We start from the raw sequence: 20720 nt of genomic DNA on the forward strand, positions 1-20720 counted from the left end.
TACTTTATGATAAAAATCGATATAAAACTTCCCATTAACACAGCAAAAGGCAAGAAGCAACTAGAATTAAACACTTGCTTAAAAGCAAATGAAATCACTGCTATTTTTGGAGAAAGCGGTGTGGGAAAAACGACTCTGCTTAAAATCATTGCAGGACTTATAAAACCTGAATTTGGGCGCATAAAAGTAGGAGATGAGCTTTGGCTTGATACCCAAAAAAATATCAATTTAGCCATACAAAAAAGAAAAATCGGCTTTGTTTTTCAAGATTATGCTCTTTTTCCAAATATGAGCGTAAAAGAAAACATTTCCTATGCTGCGACTTCAAAACAAAAAGCAGAAGAGCTTTTAAGCTTAATGAATTTGGAAAATTTAGCCAAAATTTATCCCAAAAATTTAAGTGGCGGACAAGCACAAAGAGTGGCTTTAGCAAGGGCTTTAGCAAGAGAGCCACAAATTTTACTTTTAGATGAGCCTTTGAGTGCATTAGACTTTAAAATGCGATCTTTTTTACAAGATGAACTTGTGAAAATTTTACAACATTTTAAAATCACTACTTTATTAGTAAGTCACGATTTGGCTGAAATTTACAAATTAAGCCATAGAATTTTAGAGCTTAGTGATGGAAAAATCATCAAAGATGCAAGAACAAATGAATTTTTTACCTCATCAAATTTAAGTGCGAAATTGCGTTTAAGTGCAACTTTGCTTGAGATGAAAAAAAGTGATATTTTAGTTATTTTTACTTTGCTTTTAAATCAAGATATCGTTAAAATCACACTTAGCGAAGAGGAATTTTTAAAATCTTATAAAGATATAAAAATCGGCGATACGCTTTTACTTTCTATAAAAGCCTTTAATCCTATCATCGTAGGAAAACTTTAAGAAAGCAAGTCTTTAAATTCCATTTGAAATTCTTTTAAGATTTGATATAAATGAGTAAGATTATAATTATTTTCTTGTTTGATTTTAGCAATAATTGGTAATTTGCGCCCTAAAATTCCCACTAACGAAAACTAGGAATTTTGCGTTTTAATCTTTTTTAATATTTTCAACATTCTTATCAAAAAAATGCTTATATCTTGTTTCAAGCCGCACTTGCTAATTTTGATAATAGCAATAATAAACAAAATTCAATGCCTTAAATTAACCGCAAATTATTCTAAAATTTGCTCCAAATTTGGAGTAATTCTCACTTTTAATTTAAATAAAATAGTTATAATTATTTTCACTGTTTTAAAATTAGCTTAGGGTAAAAACAATGAAAAAAATCGTCGCTAGTCTAACCTGTATTTTGTTTTTGGGTGGGTGTAGCAACAAAACAGCAGGAATGGTGGCGATAGGCGTGATCCATTCGCCTCAAATTGTAGCACTTGGTGCACTTACTGTGGTTACTTCTCCATTTTGGATTTTGGAAAAAATAGAAGAAAATAGCCGTAAAGCCAAGGAGCGAATAGAAAAAGATTCTAGTTTGTCAGTTCCTTTTTATAAGCTTGTAGATTTATGCAATCCTAAATTTAATTTAGAACCAAAAATTACAGATGAGTTTTTGGAAGAGATTAAACACGAGCTTTCTTATTTTAAAGAGCGCGAAAAATATTTTTTACAAATATTAAATAAGTTAAATGATGAAAAAAGCGAAGAATATAAAAAATTCACACAAGAATATGAAAAAAATAGCCAAAAATACATTCTTGCTTATAAAAAGGTTTTTGCAAGTGAAAATGATGCTTGGCTTAAATACTCGTTTAATGAAATGGATAAAAAAAGATTGTATGCTTTTTATAAATCTTATGAGTATCATCCTTTTATTGAAAATGCTAAAATATTAAATGAGAATAAAGTTTTTGCTGTAAGTGATAGAGAATTTGATGATTTTTATTTTGATGATGAATTTTTAGTGAAAAGTGAAAATGAAGTTTTAGAAAAACTCGGCCAAGAACACATTAAAGAATATAAAAAATTTAAAGAAAAAATTTTTAAAGATTCTAAAAAAGTCAATCAAAATGAAATTGCTTTAAATGATTTTATGATATTTTTTCAAATCGAAAATGAGAAATTTAAACCCATTTTAGGCTATGTTTCTTATAAACTTGTAAATGATCCTGAAATACATTGCACTTTTATTAATGGAAAAATGTAAATCTTGTTTTTACATTTATAATTTTACCTTATCTATACTTTATTTAGTTATTTAAATTTACATATTAAGCTTAAATATATCATATAATTGTAAAAAATTTATTATAATATAGCAAAATTAAGGAGAAATCATGCCTTTTGTTAATATTAGAATCACAAAAGAAAATGGCGAACCTACACTCAAGCAAAAGCAAGAATTGATTGAAGGTGTTACAGATTTACTTGCTAAGGTTTTAAACAAAAATAAAGCTTCTACTGTTGTAATTATCGATGAAATTGAAATGGATAATTATGGTTTAGGCGGAAAAACTATCACTGAAGTAAGAAAAGAGCAGAAAAAAAGCTAGTTTTCTTTGCAGTTAGTGATCAAAGCCTATTTGCTTTTACCTATATTCTGCTTTAAATTTAAAGCAGAACTTTATAGCTGAAGTTAGTTTCGCAAAGTGCTTATTTTTATAGGCAAAAGCACAAGAAAGCTAAATATCAAACAAAACCCACAAAAGATAAACATCCAAAAATAACCATCTAAAAATTTTAACAAATAAGCAAAAAGAAAAGAAAAAATAGCTTGAAAAATTCCAAAAGCAAGGGTTAGAAAACTTGAGCTTGTAGGAAAATGTTTTTTAGAAACAATTTTTAATGCTAGGGCATTAGTAAGTGTTACATTGCCTGTTGTTGTAAAGCCCATAACAAAAATACTAAAGTTAAGCCAAAACAAATCACTGGCAAAAGCTGCGATAAAACAAGATAAGGCTTTGAAAAATAATATTACAATGTGTGCATTTTTTATCCCGATTCTATCAGCTAAAATTCCACTACCTATACTTCCTAAGACTGCTCCTATACCAAAAAAAGCCCAAGATGAGCCAGCAAGTAGGGTTGAAAATTTTAAGTCTCTTACAAGATAATCAACCCAAAAAAGTGTATGAGGTAAATATCCTATGGCATTAAGAATATATGAAATAATAAGAAGCCATAATCCATAAGGAATTTTAAATTTATTATCTTTATGTATTGTTTGTTTAGATCTTTTAAGTGTTCTAAGTGAAAAAAGACTTAAGATGAAAGCGCAAAAAACCACACTACCTAAAACAATCCAAACCAAATCGATATTGATATTAGCGATAAATGGTAAAGTAAAGCCACTAACAACAGCACCAAGTCCTATACCGCTAAATACAAAACCCCCTATACGCCCCCTAAAACGTTCTTTAACATAAGGCAAAGAAAGTGGTGCAGCAAGTATCATCAAAGAAGCGCTTGCCACACCAGCAAAAAATCTCCATAGCCACGCCCATATAAAAGGTAGACTTTCCATCATGCAAGCAAAAAAACTTAAAGAGATTATTAAAAAACTTAGTTTTGCAATATTTTCAAGACTTATAAATTTTCTTAAGAAGTTAATGAAAAAACTACCAAAAATATACCCAACTAAAACTGCAATACCCAGCTGAATGCTTTGATTTTCATTCAATCTGCCGGATATTATCATAATAGGGATTAAAACAACATATCCAAATCTTGCCAAACCATTTGCCACAAAGGTTGAAAGAAAACAAATAATAATGCGCAAGATCATGCTTGTGTCCTTTTGATAAGAGAATCTACAGCTTTATTTGAATCGCAAAGAAATGTGGAGGCAATGTGAGGGCGAGGCAAAATAAAAGTATAAAATTTAATTCCCTCTGTAGGTAATCCCAAAATAAATAACCTATCAATAGTTTTATTATCTTTATTAATAGAACAAAAGTTTTCGTCAATTTTCAAACATTCTAGTTCTAAATTTCCATAATGAAATTTTGTAGCTAAATTATTAGCGATAAGAGATTGAAAAAGTGCATTATCATTAATTTTAATTTCGTTAATTCTTGCGTCAATTAATCTATTTACACAATAAGAATTGTTAAATGAGTCAACTAGTTGAAATTGCGTATTTTCTATATGTTTTATTGTAACATCACGTAAAACATCACAAGCTGGCTTAATTGGGCTTTTTAAATTGCCCAAACGAGCTTCTTTTATATCATTTTCTAAATAAGTAATTAATTGGGAGTAAAAATCTTGCTTATCTATGATTTTTTGCAATGGATTAACCAAAGAATAGAAATTAAACTGATCGTATTTGGGAATATATTTATCAAGTACACTTTGTGTATCAATTTGCAAGATATTCATTTCTAAACAAAAAAGAATCTTCTTGTGATTTTAAATCAATATATGTATAACTATACACATATTCCATTTCTTTGACAATAAGTGGCAAGATTTGAGTAATTGCTCTTGCCATAAGTGGCAAATTTGAAACAAACCTTTCTAAAATACTTAACCCTCTAAGACCAAAACCAATTATTCCAACTCTTAACATTTATTTTCCTTTTTTCTTATGATTTTATAGTATGCATTATTTGCATATTATAAAAATAACAAAATTTGCAAATTTTTAACTCAATTGTAAAAAATTTCTCTAACAATGTTACATTATTAATCATTTAAATGAATATTTATAAATCTGACAATATTGCTAATATATTAAGACTTATATTAACCAAAATAAAGACTTGTATAAAAAATTTATTATTTTTAGAATTTATTAGTATTTAATTGTAACCATTAAAACAATCCATTGATTAAATATAACTCACTTTATCATTCATTTACTATTTATGAAAATTTATATGCTAGTTTTTTGCTTATTATTTTATAGCTAAAAATTGAGGTATGCAAAATGAGAAAAAGTATGATTAGTTTTTTGGAAAAAAAGGCCAAAAATGAAAAAATAACTATGGTGAGTGCGTATGATTATCATAGTGCAAGAATTTTAGACAATAGCGATATAGATATTATATTGGTTGGAGATTCATTAGCTATGACAGTGCTTGGTATGCAAGATACTTTAAGTGTTGCTATGGATGAAATGTTGATTTTTACCAAAGCTGTTTCTCGCGGAGCTAAAAAGTCTTTCGTACTTGCTGATATGCCTTTTATGTCTTATCAAAGTTCAGATCGTGACGCTATCTTAAATGCCTCAAGATTTATCAAAGAAAGCCATGCAAATGGGGTAAAAGTGGAAGGGGGTATAGAAATCGCAAGTAAGATTAAATTGATTTCCCAATCAGGAATACCCGTCGTTGCTCACCTAGGACTAACCCCGCAAGCTGTAAATATACTAGGTGGATATAGGGTTCAAGGTAAAGATTTACAATCGGCTCAAAAAATCATAGATGATGCAAAAGCTGTGCAAGATTCGGGTGCTTGTATGTTAGTTTTAGAATGCGTGCCTGTAAAATTAGCACAAAAAATAAGCTCTATTTTAGAAATTCCAACAATCGGCATAGGCTCAGGTAAATACTGCGATGGACAAGTTTTAGTTTATCATGATCTTTTGGGTTTAAATAAAGATTTTAAAGCAAAATTTGTAAAGCATTTTGATAAAATTGACCCTCAAGTAGGAGTTGAAAAATATAGAGATGAAGTTAAAAGCGGTATTTTTCCTTCCCAAGAGCACAGCTTTGATTATTTAGATGATGAATTATTAGATAAATTATACTAAGGATACAAATATGGAAGTCATTACTTCTGTCAAAGAAGCAAAACAAATTGCAAAAAATTGGAAATCACATAATCTTAGTATAGGCTATGTTCCAACCATGGGTTTTTTGCACGATGGGCATTTAAGTTTAATCAAAAATGCCAAAACACAAGATAAAGTTATAGTAAGTATCTTTGTAAATCCTATGCAATTTGGGCCTAATGAAGATTTTTCTAGTTATCCAAGAGATTTAGAACGCGACATTAAAATGTGTCAAGATAATGGCGTTGATATGGTTTTTATCCCCGATGCAGCTCAAATGTATCTTAAGAATTTTAGCACCTATGTGGATATGAACACGATCACGGATAAGCTTTGTGGAGCTAAAAGACCAGGGCATTTTAGAGGCGTTTGCACAGTTTTGGCTAAATTTTTTAATATCCTAAACCCTGACATAGTCTATATGGGGCAAAAAGACGCGCAGCAATGCATAGTCGTTAGACATATGGTTGATGATTTAAATTTTGATTTAAAAATTCAAATTTGCCCTATCATTAGAGAAGAAGATGGCTTAGCTAAAAGCTCTAGAAATGTATATCTTAGTAAAGAAGAAAGAAAAGCGTCACTAGCTATATCTCAAAGCATTTTTTTAGCTGAAAAATTAGTCCAAGAAGGAGAAAAAGATACTTCCAAAATTATCCAAGCTATGAAAGATATTTTAGAAAAAGAAAAATTAATCAAAATCGATTATATAGAATTAGTTGATTTTAACACTATGGAAAATATTGAAAATATCGCCGATAATGTTTTAGGAGCAGTGGCTGCTTTTGTTGGAAAAACAAGACTCATTGATAATTTTTTAGTACAAGGATTAAAATGAACATTACTTTACTCAAATCAAAAATACACCGCGCAAGCGTAACAGAAGCTAGGCTTGATTATGTAGGAAGTATAAGTATAGATGAAAAATTATTGCAAGCTAGTGGAATTTTAGAATACGAAAAAGTTCAAGTAGTCAATGTCAATAATGGCGCTAGATTTGAAACCTACACCATCGCTACGCAAGAAGAAGGGGTTGTATGCCTAAATGGCGCTGCGGCTCGTCTTGCTGAAGTAGGAGATAAAATTATCATCATGTCTTATGCTGATTTTAACGAAGAAGAAGCAAAAACATTTAAACCAAAAGTTGTCTTTGTAGATGAAAATAACACTGCTACAAAAATAACAAATTATGAAAAACACGGAGCTATTTTCTAATATCTAACTATTTTTGTAATTTTTTCTATCTTAGATAAATTCATTTATCTAAGATAAGTAAAAAATGATTTTTATATCTTTTAATTTATTATTTTTGCTTATCTTAACTTCTAGTTTTTAAACCACATCTTTTTTCATTAAAAAATTTTTTAAATTTTGCTCCTCTTTAATAACCTTGTTTTCTCTTATAAGTTCAAAACCATTTTTTAAGAAAAAATCTTTAGCGCTTAAGGATGCGAAGGTATAAATTTCATTATGTAAATAAGTTTTTAAAATAAAATCAAGTAAATTTTGTGCTAAACCCTGTCTAACAAAATCAGGATGAGTAAAAAGCAAATCGAGCAATTGCTGCTCTTTTTTAACACTTATAAAACTTGCGATTTCCCCTCTTTTTTCATAGAGAAAAATTTCATCATATTTAAATTTTTCTTCCCATTGCCGTCTATCAATTTTAATCCAAGCACGAATTTGATCTTTTGTATAATCCTTAGCACAAAGCGTTATTACGCTTTGTTCAAAAAGCGACAAACAAGCATTTAAATCTTTAATATCAGCTTTTCTTATCAAGAACTTTTCTCAATGCTAAACTTGCTAAAGCTAAACCAAAAGATGCAGTCACACCCATAAAAGATCCAAGATCTTTACAATGCGCTTCCTCATCTGAAAAAACCACATCAAAATTTCCTTTAAAACCTGATTTTCTAAGCTCGTAACGAAATTTTTTTGCTAAAGCATCTCCGTGGGTTTTAAATATACTTGTAGTTTTTATACGCGTAGGATCAAGCTTTCTAGCCCCACCCGTAGAAGAGATAAAAATTTGACGCTTAAAATCGATCAAATTAGCAAGTGCTACTTTTGCAGGGATATCATCAATCGCATCGACGATTAAATCAAATTCACTTAAATCAAAATTTGCTAAAAATTCATTGTCTATTTTACTTACTATACCCTTAGCATTGTAAATTCTAGCAAAAACCTTAGCTTTTTCTTCGCCTAAATTTTCACTATGAATTTGGCGGTTTTGATTGGTGATTTCAAATTTATCCGCATCGATTAAAGTAAGATTTTGAAAACCGCTACGATAAAGTGCATCAACGCACATCCCACCTACTCCGCCAAGTCCACATACAAGCACTTTGGTTTGTGAAATTTTATCGAAATTTTCCTCGCTTACTAGCCATTTTATACGCGTAAATCTATCATTCATTATTTGCCTTTAACCATTTTTTAACTTTTTTCATTTTGTCATAAGCGCTTAAATCAAGCATTATAGGAGTTATAGTCACATAACCTTTTTTTAATAAAGCTATATCGCTATCTTTTTCATCTTCAAAATCCAAATTTGCTGCTGCTAGCCAATAATACTCCATCCCACGTGGATTGATATTTGAATGCGCCTCAAAATTATACACTCGCTTGCCTGCTTTACAAATTTTAATGCCTTTTATATTAGATTTTGCTGGAAAATTAATATTTAAAAATTCTTTTTTTCCTAAAGGAAAGCCTTTATCAAAGATATTTTGAACGATTTTTTTAGTAACTTTTAAAGCATTTTTAAAATCAAGCTCTTTTTCACTTTTTTTATAAAATTGCGAAAGAGCTATAGCAGGAATTCCTTGTAAAACTGCTTCCATAGCACCCGCGCAAGTACCTGAATATGTGATATCTTCACCCACATTTGCACCCTTGTTAATCCCACTTATTACAAGATCAGGCAAACGCGTTTTATAAAGCGCATGAAGAGCAAGATAAACACAATCTGCAGGAGTTCCATCATCAAGCTTGTAAAATCTTTTTCCTACTTTGATAAAACGCAAAGGTTTTGTAAGAGTTATGGAATGCGAACAAGCTGATTTTTCAGTAACAGGTGCAACTATGGTAATTTTTGCTTTAAATTCTTTTTTTAACATTTTAATGAGTTTTTTAAGCCCTTCGCTTTCAAAACCATCATCATTGGTAATAAGAATTTCTTTCATTACTCTTCCTTGCAAAAGATAAATTTGGATTGTAGCATATTTTTTTAAAAGCTTTGTAATATTAATTTTTGATTTTAAAATATTAATTTTATGCTATTTTTAATTATATTTTTATTTAATATTTATTAATATTATTACATAATAAATTGTAAAAAATTAGGAGGGTGGAGCATGTTTGACTTTTTTAAACCAAAAGCAAAAGCTATAAAATTTCCTAAAGACGAAATTTTACTTAGATACTACAAGATGAGAACTTGGAGTTTAAGTGGGGTTTTTATAGGATATATGGGGTATTATCTTGTACGCAATAATATCACTCTTGCAACCCCATTTATACAAAATCAACTCGAACTTAGCAAATCAGACATTGGGACAATCACGGGTTCTATGCTTATAGCTTATGGAATTAGCAAAGGTGCTATGAGTGTACTTAGCGACAAGGCTGATCCTAAAAAATATATGGCTTTAGGGCTCATTTTGTGTGCTCTTATAAATGTTTTATTGGGTTTTTCAAATTCTTTTTATGCTTATGTAGGCTTTGTCATCGCACTTGGAGTGTTTCAAGGTATGGGTGTTGGTCCTTCTTTTATCACTTTAGCAAATTGGTATCCTAAAAAAGAGCGGGGAATTTATACAGCTATTTGGAATATCTCGCACAATTTAGGAGGAGGTATAATCGCTCCTATAGTATCACTTTCTGGATTCGCTTTAGCAGCATTTTTAGGCGTAAGCTTGGCAGATTTTAATGAAACGCATTGGCATATCAATCATTTTTATGTTCCTGCTCTTTGTGCAATTTTAATCAGTGTTTATGTGCTTTATGCAGTCAAAGGAAGTCCTAAAAATGAAGGTTTGGTTGATATTAGCGAAATCAACGAAATGAGGGGTATTAAAACCGAAGAAATTAAAGCTGTAGAAAGTCCAAATTTAAGCAGTCTTGAAATTTTTTATCATTATGTCCTTAAAAATAAAAATGCTTGGTATGTAGCTTGGATGGATACCTTTGTTTATATGGTACGTTTTGGGCTTATTTCTTGGCTTCCTATCTATCTTCTTGAAACAAAGGGTTTTAGCAAAGAACAAATGGGTGTTGCATTTTGGCTTTTTGAGTGGGCAGCCATACCTTCTACCTTACTTGCAGGATATATTTCAGATAAAATCTTTAAAGGCTATAGAATGCCTCCTGCTATTGGTGCTATGGCAATCATTTTCTTTATGATTATCGGATATTTTAGCTCAAGCAATCTTTATATGGTTATTTTCTTTGCGGCTATGGCAGGATGTTTGATCTATATACCACAATTTTTAGCAAGTGTTCAAACTATGGAAGTTGTTCCTGCTTTTGCCGTAGGATCTTGTGTAGGACTTCGTGGCTTTATGAGTTATGTAGTAGGTGCCTCACTTGGAACGAAGGCTATTGGTTGGGCTGTGGATTATTATGGTAGTTGGAATGCCGGACTTATAATGCTTCTAAGTGCTTGCGTACTTTGCATACTTTGTTCTGCCTTATGTCATTTTGGCGCTAAGAAAAAATATGCATAAAAAACCGTAATCAATTTACGGTTTTTAAATCATTTTCATACATTTTTATAAGTACAAGATTTAATGAAAGAATTAAAAGTCGCGTTGATGTAGCAAAATAAATTAAAATATATGTTAATATATCAAAACCTAAAACAAGGAGGATATATGCAAAAAATAAAATTAAGCTTCATGTTTTTGATTGTAACAATCATTTTTTCAGCTTGCTCTTCAAAAGAACAACAAATCAACCCCTTAGGAAGATCCTATGGTAAATTTAGCGATAATGATCCTTTAAGACTTGGCTCAAAACCCACACCCCCTGTTAAACAAAACACACCAAGCTTAGTGGAAGGTAAAAAATTTCCTGCCATACCGCTTGTCCCACCTGTAATCACTCCTAATACTTTCAAAGGAGATAACGCCGTCAAAGGACCTTTGCCAAGGCTAAAATCTCCAAATGAATTTGCTTCAAATGCTTTATACGAAAACACAGGTATGGTAAGTGATTTTGTCACTATTATGAATCCTAATGGAGCATCTTTAACAATCTGGGCTTTAAATCCTGGCAATTGGATATGGGGATATAGTTTATTTGCTAGTAGACCTTTTGGAGATGCAAGAGCTTGGCAGCTCATTGAATTTCCAAACAATACTGTAATGATTAAAAATGCAAAAACATTTACTTGCTTAAATGCCTATAGAAATGGCATCGTTCATTATCCTTGCGATCAAACAAACTTCGCGCAGTTTTGGAGACTTTACCCGATGACTAATGGTGCTTATCAAATTCAAAATTTTGCCACTCAACAATGTATACAAACACCTGTTTCAAATGTAATGGAAGAATTTAATTTGAGCTTTTACAATATTTACTTAACCGATTGTTTAAAAGAAAAAGAAAAGAATTTGGATAGACAATGGTATATAGGTGCTCCTATTTAATTTTTTCGCTATGAAAGGAAGATAATGAAAAAAATAGTATTTTTGATTTTAAGTTTTAATGTATTATTTGCCGCTTTAGAAAATTACAATACCGGAACTTGGAATTTGCAAGGCTCATCGGCTGCAACTGAAAGCAAATGGAATGTTAGCATAAGACAACTCATAACCGGCGCAAATCCTATGGATGTTTTAGCTGTTCAAGAAGCAGGAGTTTTACCTAGCACAGCTATGATGACTCCTAGGCAAGTGCAACCTGTGGGCGTGGGTATTCCTATACATGAATATATATGGAATTTAGGCTCTGTATCAAGACCTAGCTCTGTTTATATATATTATTCTAGAGTAGATGTAGGAGCAAATCGTGTGAATTTAGCTATCGTTAGCAGGATGCAAGCGGATGAAGTTTTTGTTTTGCCTCCTCCAACAGTTGCTTCAAGACCTATTATAGGCATACGCATAGGCAATGATGCTTTTTTCAATATACACGCTCTAGCAAGTGGGGGAAATGACGCAGGAGCCATTGTAGCTGCTGTGGATATGTTTTTTAGAAATAGACCTGAAATCAATTGGATGATTTTAGGCGATTTTAATAGAGAATCAGGCGCCTTAGTAACCTTGCTAGATCCTGACTTAAGAGCGCGCACTCGCGTAGTTGTTCCGCCTTCTTCTACGCAAACGGGTGGAAGAACGATTGATTATGCTATCACTGGAAATTCCAACACTGCAGCTTTATACAACCCACCACCGATAGTTGCGATTTTAGCTTTAGCAGGACTAAGAACCTTTTTAGCTTCGGATCATTTTCCTGTAAATTTTAGAAGACCTTAGGAGTTTAACATGAAAAAATTTTTTATTTTATTTTTTGCCCTTTTAAGCTTTTTAAAAGCAGGACCTAGCTTAGATGAACTAGAAGACTTTACCCCTATGTTTGCTATAAGATCTTTAGAAACAGGAATTTCTTTAAGTCCTTTTAGAAAAACTTCAAAAAGATTAGAAGATCAAAATTGGTTTTTAAAAGAAATTGTACCAAGCGAAGAACTAAAAGCTAAGGATATGCACGCAAAAGATTTGCCTTTTGGTTATGTTCAATTTGTAAGTCCTAAGGGCGATGATATATGCTTAGCTGTTTTAAGTGAAAAAAGTTTTGGCACAAAATCTTGCAAACAAGATTTACAAGATAAAAAAATGCAAACTATCTTTTCTATCATACCGATGACAAATGGTTCTATACAAATTAGATCTTTAATCAATGGCGGCAATCAATGCATGAGCACTTTTCCTGACTCTAGCATCGCCATAGAAAATCGCTTTGGTTTAGGAGGATGCCTTTTGGATCGTTCTATCGTAACTGAACTAAGCAAACTTTTCTTTTTCTCTCCTGCTATAATCGAAGCAAGTGTGATCTACTGATACTTTTCTAATAAAACCAAGCTTTCATGGCTTGGTTTATAATAAGTTTTATATGTTAAAATACACTTTTTATTTCTAGCAATTTTAAAAATCTTAGTAAAAATTTGACCACTCGCTAAAAAAGCTAAAACAATACTTTATAAATCTTTAATTCAACTCAAGGATTTAATAAAATCAAACTCATTGCCATTACAGCCATTCCTAAAACAAGCCCATAAAGACTATCGTGGGCTTTATCATAAGTTTTTGCTGCAGGCAATAACTCATCAAAAGAGATAAACACCATGATCCCAGCCACTACAGCAAAGGTGATGGCTAAAGTAAGCTCATTCATGATAGGCAAGATCAAAAACGCTCCCACAATCGCTCCCATAGGCTCGGCTATACCCGAAAGTGCCGAGTAAATAAAAGCTTTTTTCTTATCTTTTGTAGCATGATAAATTGGCAAAGAAACCGCCATTCCTTCAGGGATATTGTGTATAGCCACAGCTACGGCGATAGCCACACCAAAGCTAAGATTATCAAGGCTTGAGATAAAAGTTGCAAAACCCTCGGGAAAATTATGTATCGCTATGGCAAGCGCAGTAAATATACCCGTTCTTTTCAATGCCTTTACATTGATCTTTTTTAAAGGCTCGCCTGCATGAAAAGCGGGTGCTTTTTCATTTTTTTGAGGCAAAGGGCAAATTTTAAGCTCGCTTAGATCTTCTTTAGGATCGTGAGGATTGACATCTTCAGGGATAAATTTATCGATAATGGCTGATAAAAAAATTCCGCCGAAAAAACATAAAAGCGCTAAAAGCTCTCCATAACCTGAATGATAATATTTTTTAAAATCCACAAAAGCAGAAGGTAAAATTTCCATAAAAGAGATATATATCATCACTCCAGCAGAAAAACCAAGTCCAAAAGAAAGAATTCTAAGATTGTCATTTCTACTAAAAAATGCTATCACAGAACCAATAGCGGTTGAAAGTCCGGCAAGGATGGTCAAAGCCATCGCTACTAAAATTTGATCTAATGTAAATTCCATAAAAACATTATAGCAAAAAATAATTAAATAAATTTTATCTAATGATAATTTTTATCAATAATATTTGATTTAAAAAATAAAAACTGACAAATAATAAGTGAAATTTAGATATTATGTTATTTTTAAAAATTTATAAAGAGTAACAATGAAAAATCTTTTAGTATGCGCCTTAGAACCTTCGGCAAACCTACATTTAAAAGAAGTTTTAAAAGCCTATAAAGAAGAATTTGGCGAATTTAAAATTTATGGAATTTATGATGAAAATTTATGCAAAGAATTTGCCTTAAATTCTAAGCCACTTTATAGCTCGCATGAATTTAGCGCTATGGGTTTTATAGAAATTTTGCCTTTGATTTTTAAAGCAAAAAGAGCGATTAAAGAATTAGTAAATTTGACTTTAAGCCAAACAATGGACGCGGTTTTATGTATCGATTCTCCCGCTTTTAATATCCCTTTTGCCAAGGCTTTAAAAAAAGCAAATTCAAAAACAAAAAGAATTTATTATATCTTGCCTCAAGTTTGGGCTTGGAAAAAAGGGCGTATTCCTGTTATAGAGAACCATTTTGATGTTTTAGCCTCTATCTTGCCTTTTGATGAGCAATTTTTTAGTAAAAGCATATATGTAGGACATCCTCTTTTAGATGAAATTAAAGATTTTAAAAATGAAAACGATATTAAAATTTTACTTAACAAAAATGAAAGCGAAAAGACTATAGCATTTTTACCAGGCTCAAGACGCAGTGAAATCAAGCGTTTAATGCCTGTTTTTAGAGAATTATCACGCAAATTTGAAGGAGAAAAAATCCTTTGCGTGCCACCTTTTAATCTCGAAAGATTAGAAATTTATGGCGATATAAAGGATTTTAAAATACAAAGCAATACACCTCAAGTGCTTAAAAAAGCTGATTTTGCTTTTATTTGCAGTGGAACTGCTACCCTAGAAGCAGCTTTGGTAGGAACTCCTTTTGTGCTGGCTTATAAAGCAAAGGCTATTGATATATTTATCGCAAGGCTTTTTGTAAAATTAAAACACATTGGACTTGCAAATATTTTTTGTGATTTTGCTGGAAAAGAAGCTTTAAATCCTGAATTTTTACAAGAACAAGTCAATGTTTTAAACCTTTATGAAGCTTATAATAAATATGATTATAAGGCATTTTTTGATAAAGTGCATTTTCTAAAAGAATATTTAAAATTTGGAAGTGCGAAAAATCTCGCTAAAATATTAAATCAATAACAATTAAGGATATATAATGAAAAAAGAACCGATGAGCCAATTTGGCTATGATAAATTAAGCGCTGAATTAAAAGATTTAAAAGACAACCAACGCCCTGCTGTTGTGATAGAAATCGACACCGCAAGAAGTCATGGTGACTTAAAAGAAAATGCAGAATACCACGCTGCAAGAGAAAAACAAGCCTTGATAGAAAGTCGTATCGCAGAACTTAGCGATTTAATCGCAAGAGCACAGATAATCGACCCTTCAAGTTATGAACACGATAGCGTTAAATTTGGATCTTCTGTGGTGATTATGGACTTAGATACCGAAAAAGAAAGTAAATATACTCTAGTAGGTATTTGTGAAGGAGATTTAGATAAGGGTTATATTTCTATTGCTTCGCCTATTGCAAAAGCTATGCTTGGCAAAAAAGAAGGAGATGAATTTAAAGTGCGTTTGCCAAAAGGAGAAAGCGAATTTGAAATCATTTCTATCAGCTATGAACCTTTAAAATTTTAAGGATAGAACATTTTATTACAAAATGGAGCGATTTTAATCGCAGATGCTCATGAAAATGATAAAAGAAGAGGTTTTTGGGAGTTTTTACAAGCTTTAAAAAAAGGCGAAATTACCACACCTCAACTCATTTTAATGGGGGATATTTTTGATTTACTTATAGGTGAAATCTCTGCTACGCATGAATTTGCAAAACCCTATATTAAACTTCTTGAAGAACTCGCTTTAAAAATGGAAATTATTTATCTTGAGGGAAATCATGATTTTAATCTTGCCCGTTTTTTTCAAAGGGTTAAAATTTTTAGCCTACAAGAACAACCTTTAAAACTTAATTTGCATACAAGTAAAGGTAAAAATACCGATTTTAAAAATTCTTTTATAACTTTAGCTCACGGAGATATTTTTCTATCTCCGTGTTTGCAATTTATCCTTAAAAGCTTAAGAAATCATTACTTGCTAGTCTTTTTAAATTTTTTAAATCAAATAAGTTCAAATTCTATTTCAAATAAAATTCTTAAAAACCAAAACAAAAAAAATCTTTTTTATAAAATTGAAAATTTTAAAAATTTAGCCAAAGAAAGATATAAAAAATATGGAAATTTAGGCTTTTGGGTATGCGAAGGGCACTATCATCAAAATCTAATATTAGATGAAAAAGATATTAAATATTTCAACTTAGCTAGTTTTGCATATGAGAGAAGTTTTTTTGTAGTAGAATGCTATCAAGAAATCAAATTTCGAGAACAGAAATTGAGGGGTCAAAATGTTTGATGAAAATATCGTGAAAACGGGTTCAAATGAAATGGAGCTTGTTGATTTCCGTATCTTTAAGCAAGGACACGATAAAGTCTATGAGGGAATTTATGGGGTGAATGTCTCTAAAGTTAGAGAAATTATCAAAATTCCAAGCCTCACAGAACTTCCGGGAGTGCCTGATTACATCGAAGGAATTTTCGATCTTCGAGGTGTGGTTATACCGGTAGTAAATCTTGCTAAATGGATGCAAATCACCGAGCCAGAAAGCACTATGCTAAAACCTAGAGTTATCATTACTGAATTTAGCAATATTCTTATAGGCTTTATAGTTCATGAAGCTAAAAGAATTCGCCGTATCAATTGGAAAGATATAGAGCCAGCTACTTTCTCTACAGGCTCAGGTGCTTTAGATAAAGGAAAAATTACAGGTGTCACTCGTATAGAAAACGATGAAGTTCTTTTGATACTTGATTTAGAAAGTGTTGTTGAAGATTTAGGAATTTATTCTCCTAAAACCGATATAGATTTTAGTAAAATTGAAAAATTCAGCGGATCAGCACTTATTTTAGATGATAGTATGACAGCTAGAAAACGCGTTAAAGAAATGATGCAACAAATGGGCTTCCAAGTAATTGAGGTTAAAGATGGAGTTGAAGGTTTAAATAAGCTTGAAGAACTCAGTCAAATTTATGGAGAAAATTTAAGCTCAATATTAAAAATTATTGTCAGTGATGTTGAAATGCCTCAAATGGACGGATTCCATTTTGCTGCACGTATCAAAGAAGATGCAAGATTTAAAGATATTCCTATAGTCTTTAACTCATCCTTATCTAATGAATTTATGAATGAAAAAGGTGTTCACGAAGCCGGTGGTGAAAGCTATTTGGTTAAATTTAATGCAAGTGATTTCTTCAATGAGATTGCTAAAGTCATCAAAAAACACCAATCTCAAGAACAGGGGTAAAATATGGAAGATATGCAAGAAATACTTGAAGACTTTTTGGTTGAAGCTTTTGAGCTAGTTGAGCAAATCGACCATGATTTAGTGGAACTTGAAACAAATCCAGAAGACTTAGAATTATTAAACAGAATTTTCCGTGTAGCACACACTGTAAAAGGTTCTTCAAGCTTTTTAAATTTTGATGTTTTAACAAAATTAACACATCACATGGAAGATGTTTTAAATAAAGCAAGACATGGGGAATTAAAAATCACTCCAGATATCATGGATGTTGTTTTGGAATCCATCGATAGAATGAAAACCTTGCTTAACTCTATACGTGATAATGGCAATGATACAGCCATAGAAATGGATATAGGACCAATTTGTGCCAGATTAACAGCTATATCAGAAGGAGAATCTCCAAGCAGCGCTAAATTAAACGAAACTCCTGTAGAAACTCCTCAAAAAGAAGAACCAGCTCCTGCACCAGAACCTGAAGTCGATGTTAATCAATTAAGTGATTCTGAAGTTGAAGCTGAAATAGAAAGATTATTAAAAGCTAGGAAGGCAGAAGATCAAGCACGCCGTGCCCAGAAAAAACAAAATGCCGCATCACCTACAAACTCTAAACCAGCAGCAAGTACACCAAAAGCTGAAAATACAGAGAAAAAGGTTCCTGCTAGTGGAGGCGGTGGAGGCGGTATGGATCAAACCATACGCGTTGAAGTAAAAAGATTAGATCATCTAATGAACCTCATCGGTGAGCTTGTTTTGGGTAAAAACCGCTTGCTTAAAATTTATGATGATGTCGAAGAACGCTATGAGGGTGAAAAATTCCTTGAAGAATTAAATCAAGTTGTAAGCCAATTAAGCATCATTACAACAGATGTTCAACTTGCAGTTATGAAAACTAGAATGCAGCCTATTGCAAAAGTTTTCAATAAATTCCCAAGAGTTGTGCGTGATTTGAGCCGTGAACTTGGCAAACACATAGAACTTGAAATTACAGGTGAAGAAACCGAACTTGATAAATCTATTGTCGAAGAAATTGGCGATCCTATCATGCATATGATTAGAAACTCGTGTGATCACGGTATTGAAGATCCAGCAACGCGTGCTGCTAATGGAAAACCTGAAAAAGGTATAGTACAACTTAAAGCTTATAACGAAGGAAATCATATCGTTGTAGAAATTACCGATGATGGTAAGGGACTTGATGCAAATGGCCTAAAAGCTAAAGCTATAGAAAAGAATTTGATTACCGAAAGAGAAGCGGATCAAATGACTGATAAAGAAGCTTTTGCTTTGATTTTTAAACCAGGTTTTTCAACTGCAACAAAAGTTACAAATGTTTCGGGACGTGGCGTTGGAATGGATGTTGTTAAAACTAATATTGAAAAACTCAACGGAGTGATTGAAATCGATAGTGAATTAGGCAAAGGAAGTTCATTTAAACTTAAAATTCCTCTTACCTTAGCTATTATTCAATCTTTACTTGTTGGAACTCAAGAAGAATACTATGCAATTCCTCTTGCAAGTGTACTTGAAACAGTTAGAGTGCCAATTGATGATATTTATACTATCGAAGGTAAAAATGTATTGCGCCTTAGAGATGAAGTGCTTTCTCTTGTAAGACTATCTGATGTCTTTGGAGTTAAACAAGTGCTTGAAAGTGGAGATCAAACCTATGTTGTAGTTATTGGCGTGGCAGAAAGTAAACTGGGTATTATTGTTGATACTCTTATAGGACAAGAAGAAATTGTTATTAAATCTATGGGTGATTATTTGCAAAATATTCAAGGTATAGCGGGTGCTACTATCCGCGGTGATGGTAGAGTAACACTTATCATAGATGTGGGCGCTATGATGGATATGGCAAAAGAAATAAAAGTTGACATCAAAGCTCAACTTGAATCAAGTGCTAAAAAACCAAAAGAAAAACCAAGTGATTATAAGGTTTTAATTGTCGATGATTCTAAAATGGATAGAACCTTAATGCAAAAAGCCTTAGAGCCACTAGGAGTTAGCCTTATTGAAGCTACCAATGGTGTTGAAGCATTAAACATTATAAAATCGGGCGATCATGATATTGATGCGATATTAATTGATATCGAAATGCCAAGAATGGATGGTTATACCTTAGCGGGCGAAATTAGAAAATATTCCAAATATCGCAACTTACCGCTCATTGCTGTTACTTCAAGAACAAGTAAAACCGATCGTCTAAGAGGGGTAGAAGTAGGTATGACAGAATATATTACCAAACCTTATTCTCCAGAATATTTGGAAAATGTGGTTAGAAAAAATTTGAAACTAGGATAAGAATATGAGTAATGAAAAATTAGAGCAAATATTGCAAAAGCAGCAAACTCAGATAGCTGGTCCTGTTGGTGATCAAAAAGAAGATGATATCATACAACTTGTAGGTTTTGTGGTAGGAGATGAGGAATATGCTATTCCAATTCTTAACATACAAGAAATCATCAAACCTATAGAATACACAAGGGTTCCAAGCGTTCCTGATTATGTTTTAGGTGTATTTAATATGCGTGGAAATGTTATGCCTTTAATTGATTTGGCGCAGCGTTTTAATCTAGGAAGTTCTAAAATGACTCCTCAAACTCGTTATATTGTTTTAAGAGGCGAATCCAATGGGAGTGGCGTTGGAGGAAATGCAGGCTTCGTGATAGATAGATTAACCGAGGCTATCAAAATTCATAGAAACCGTATTGATCCGCCACCTGAAACTTTAGTAAAAGATAAAGGTATGATCTATGGTATAGGTAAAAGAGATGAAAATATCCTTACCATACTTAAAGTTGAAGCCTTGCTTAAGCGTGAATTTTAATGATAAAACTTTGTGTTTTTGATTTTGATTCCACTTTGATGGATGGAGAAACTATCGATATATTAGCTAAGGCTTATGGCAAAGAAAAAGAAGTGGTTGATATCACTCATCGCGCTATGGCAGGTGAGCTTGATTTTTTTGAAAGCTTGCAGGAGCGCGTTAGTTTTTTAAAAGGAATGCCTTACGATCTTGTTCTTAAAATAGGGCAAGATCTTCCATTGATGAATGGAGCTTATGAACTCATTGAATTTTTAAATTCTAAAAATATTTTTGTTGTTATTTTTAGTGGAGGTTTTCATGAAGGGATTGATCCTGCTATGAAAAAACTAAAAGTAAATTTGGGCTTTGCAAATTACCTACATCATAAAAACAATACTTTATCAGGACTAGTGGGTGGAGAAATGATGTTTTCAAATTCAAAGGGTTTAATGCTACAACGCCTTAAGAACTTTTTAAATTTGCAAACTCATGAAGTCATGTGTGTGGGTGATGGGGCAAATGATATCGCTATGTTTAATGAAAGCGGTTTAAAAGTCGCCTTTTGTGCTAAAGAAATTTTACGCTCAAAAGCAGATATTTGCATAGACAACAAAGACTTAAAAGAAATAATAAAGGTAATATAAG

24 protein-coding genes are annotated in these 20720 nt (G+C 32.0%); 17 read left to right on the plus strand and 7 right to left on the minus strand.

The features are described 5' to 3' along the window. The first annotated feature begins 6 nt into the window (after positions 1 to 6). From AAID94_07595 to AAID94_07605, 3 genes are all read left to right on the plus strand, one after another. Positions 7 to 885 (plus strand): sulfate/molybdate ABC transporter ATP-binding protein, encoded by an 879-nt coding sequence (locus AAID94_07595; GenBank protein ID XAK23691.1) that lies wholly within the window; start codon positions 7 to 9, stop codon positions 883 to 885. Between the two features lie 376 nt (positions 886 to 1261). Then, the gene (locus tag AAID94_07600) at positions 1262 to 2143 is read left to right on the plus strand and encodes a hypothetical protein (GenBank protein ID XAK23692.1); all 882 of its coding nucleotides are present in this window, start codon (positions 1262 to 1264) and stop codon (positions 2141 to 2143) included. A 130-nt stretch (positions 2144 to 2273) separates the two neighbouring features. Beyond that, positions 2274 to 2489: a 4-oxalocrotonate tautomerase family protein gene (locus tag AAID94_07605; protein ID XAK23693.1), complete on the plus strand. Its 216-nt coding sequence runs from the start codon at positions 2274 to 2276 to the stop codon at positions 2487 to 2489. A gap of 83 nt (positions 2490 to 2572) precedes the next feature. Here AAID94_07605 and AAID94_07610 read toward each other — a convergent pair whose 3' ends face one another. The 3 genes from AAID94_07610 to AAID94_07620 are packed head-to-tail and all read right to left on the minus strand — an operon-like array spanning position 2573 to position 4507. Continuing rightward, positions 2573 to 3715 (minus strand): YbfB/YjiJ family MFS transporter, encoded by a 1143-nt coding sequence (locus AAID94_07610; GenBank protein ID XAK24796.1) that lies wholly within the window; start codon positions 3713 to 3715, stop codon positions 2573 to 2575. Between the two features lie 2 nt (positions 3716 to 3717). After that, the gene (locus AAID94_07615; GenBank protein XAK23694.1) at positions 3718 to 4308 is read right to left on the minus strand and encodes a hypothetical protein; all 591 of its coding nucleotides are present in this window, start codon (positions 4306 to 4308) and stop codon (positions 3718 to 3720) included. Further along, positions 4298 to 4507: a hypothetical protein gene (locus AAID94_07620; GenBank protein XAK23695.1), complete on the minus strand. Its 210-nt coding sequence runs from the start codon at positions 4505 to 4507 to the stop codon at positions 4298 to 4300. The genes AAID94_07615 and AAID94_07620 overlap by 11 nt, the downstream gene beginning before the upstream one ends. 360 nt (positions 4508 to 4867) lie before the next feature. Between AAID94_07620 and panB the strand changes: the two genes are divergently transcribed. From panB to panD, 3 genes are read left to right on the plus strand one after another with little or no spacing between them, the layout of a single operon-like run. After that, positions 4868 to 5692, plus strand: a complete 825-nt coding sequence (panB, locus tag AAID94_07625; protein XAK23696.1) for a 3-methyl-2-oxobutanoate hydroxymethyltransferase — start codon at positions 4868 to 4870, stop codon at positions 5690 to 5692. 10 nt (positions 5693 to 5702) lie between these two features. Beyond that, complete coding sequence (gene panC, locus AAID94_07630) at positions 5703 to 6551, plus strand: pantoate--beta-alanine ligase (protein ID XAK23697.1); 849 nt, start codon at positions 5703 to 5705, stop codon at positions 6549 to 6551. Continuing rightward, on the plus strand, positions 6548 to 6928 hold the full coding sequence (panD, locus tag AAID94_07635; protein ID XAK23698.1) for an aspartate 1-decarboxylase: 381 nt from the start codon (positions 6548 to 6550) through the stop codon (positions 6926 to 6928). Before panC ends, panD begins: the two co-directional genes overlap by 4 nt. Positions 6929 to 7045: 117 nt before the next feature. Here the strand turns inward: panD and AAID94_07640 are convergent, their stop codons facing one another. The 3 genes from AAID94_07640 to surE are packed head-to-tail and all read right to left on the minus strand — an operon-like array spanning position 7046 to position 8904. Then, positions 7046 to 7495 (minus strand): GNAT family N-acetyltransferase, encoded by a 450-nt coding sequence (locus AAID94_07640; protein ID XAK23699.1) that lies wholly within the window; start codon positions 7493 to 7495, stop codon positions 7046 to 7048. Beyond that, a complete protein-coding gene (locus tag AAID94_07645; GenBank protein XAK24797.1) occupies positions 7479 to 8138 on the minus strand; it encodes a tRNA threonylcarbamoyladenosine dehydratase in 660 nt (219 codons plus the stop codon). The genes AAID94_07640 and AAID94_07645 overlap by 17 nt, the downstream gene beginning before the upstream one ends. Then, on the minus strand, positions 8128 to 8904 hold the full coding sequence (gene surE, locus AAID94_07650) for a 5'/3'-nucleotidase SurE (GenBank protein ID XAK23700.1): 777 nt from the start codon (positions 8902 to 8904) through the stop codon (positions 8128 to 8130). The genes AAID94_07645 and surE overlap by 11 nt, the downstream gene beginning before the upstream one ends. A 171-nt stretch (positions 8905 to 9075) precedes the next feature. On the opposite strand from surE, the gene AAID94_07655 reads away from it, so the two are divergent. From AAID94_07655 to AAID94_07670, 4 genes are all read left to right on the plus strand, one after another. Continuing rightward, positions 9076 to 10446 (plus strand): MFS transporter, encoded by a 1371-nt coding sequence (locus tag AAID94_07655; GenBank protein ID XAK23701.1) that lies wholly within the window; start codon positions 9076 to 9078, stop codon positions 10444 to 10446. A 147-nt stretch (positions 10447 to 10593) separates the two neighbouring features. Continuing rightward, a complete protein-coding gene (gene cdtA, locus AAID94_07660; protein ID XAK23702.1) occupies positions 10594 to 11370 on the plus strand; it encodes a cytolethal distending toxin subunit Cc-CdtA in 777 nt (258 codons plus the stop codon). Positions 11371 to 11394: 24 nt separating this feature from the next. Continuing rightward, positions 11395 to 12198 (plus strand): cytolethal distending toxin nuclease subunit Cc-CdtB, encoded by an 804-nt coding sequence (gene cdtB, locus AAID94_07665; protein XAK23703.1) that lies wholly within the window; start codon positions 11395 to 11397, stop codon positions 12196 to 12198. Between the two features lie 9 nt (positions 12199 to 12207). After that, entirely contained in the window at positions 12208 to 12780 is a 573-nt protein-coding gene (locus tag AAID94_07670) for a cytolethal distending toxin subunit A (protein ID XAK23704.1), read from the plus strand. Between the two features lie 157 nt (positions 12781 to 12937). On the opposite strand, the gene zupT is transcribed toward AAID94_07670, so the two are convergent. Then, positions 12938 to 13813 carry a zinc transporter ZupT gene (gene zupT / locus AAID94_07675; protein ID XAK23705.1) on the minus strand — a complete coding sequence of 292 codons (876 nt, stop codon included), beginning with the start codon at positions 13811 to 13813 and terminating at the stop codon, positions 12938 to 12940. A 145-nt stretch (positions 13814 to 13958) separates the two neighbouring features. Between zupT and lpxB the strand changes: the two genes are divergently transcribed. The 7 genes from lpxB to serB are packed head-to-tail and all read left to right on the plus strand — an operon-like array spanning position 13959 to position 20719. Continuing rightward, positions 13959 to 15050, plus strand: coding sequence for a lipid-A-disaccharide synthase (gene lpxB, locus AAID94_07680; protein XAK23706.1), 1092 nt, complete (start codon positions 13959 to 13961; stop codon positions 15048 to 15050). A gap of 16 nt (positions 15051 to 15066) precedes the next feature. Beyond that, entirely contained in the window at positions 15067 to 15552 is a 486-nt protein-coding gene (gene greA, locus AAID94_07685; protein XAK23707.1) for a transcription elongation factor GreA, read from the plus strand. Between the two features lie 9 nt (positions 15553 to 15561). Then, positions 15562 to 16320, plus strand: coding sequence for a metallophosphoesterase (locus AAID94_07690; protein XAK24798.1), 759 nt, complete (start codon positions 15562 to 15564; stop codon positions 16318 to 16320). Continuing rightward, on the plus strand, positions 16313 to 17269 hold the full coding sequence (locus AAID94_07695) for a chemotaxis protein (protein XAK23708.1): 957 nt from the start codon (positions 16313 to 16315) through the stop codon (positions 17267 to 17269). The genes AAID94_07690 and AAID94_07695 overlap by 8 nt, the downstream gene beginning before the upstream one ends. Before the next feature lie 3 nt (positions 17270 to 17272). After that, positions 17273 to 19570, plus strand: coding sequence for a chemotaxis protein CheW (locus tag AAID94_07700; GenBank protein ID XAK23709.1), 2298 nt, complete (start codon positions 17273 to 17275; stop codon positions 19568 to 19570). 4 nt (positions 19571 to 19574) lie between these two features. Beyond that, positions 19575 to 20096, plus strand: a complete 522-nt coding sequence (locus tag AAID94_07705; GenBank protein ID XAK23710.1) for a chemotaxis protein CheW — start codon at positions 19575 to 19577, stop codon at positions 20094 to 20096. Then, positions 20096 to 20719: a phosphoserine phosphatase SerB gene (gene serB / locus AAID94_07710; GenBank protein XAK23711.1), complete on the plus strand. Its 624-nt coding sequence runs from the start codon at positions 20096 to 20098 to the stop codon at positions 20717 to 20719. The genes AAID94_07705 and serB overlap by 1 nt, the downstream gene beginning before the upstream one ends. Position 20720 lies beyond the last annotated feature (1 nt).

This window comes from Campylobacter coli, assembly GCA_039516895.1.
Classification (GTDB): Bacteria; Campylobacterota; Campylobacteria; order Campylobacterales; family Campylobacteraceae; genus Campylobacter_D; species Campylobacter_D coli_B.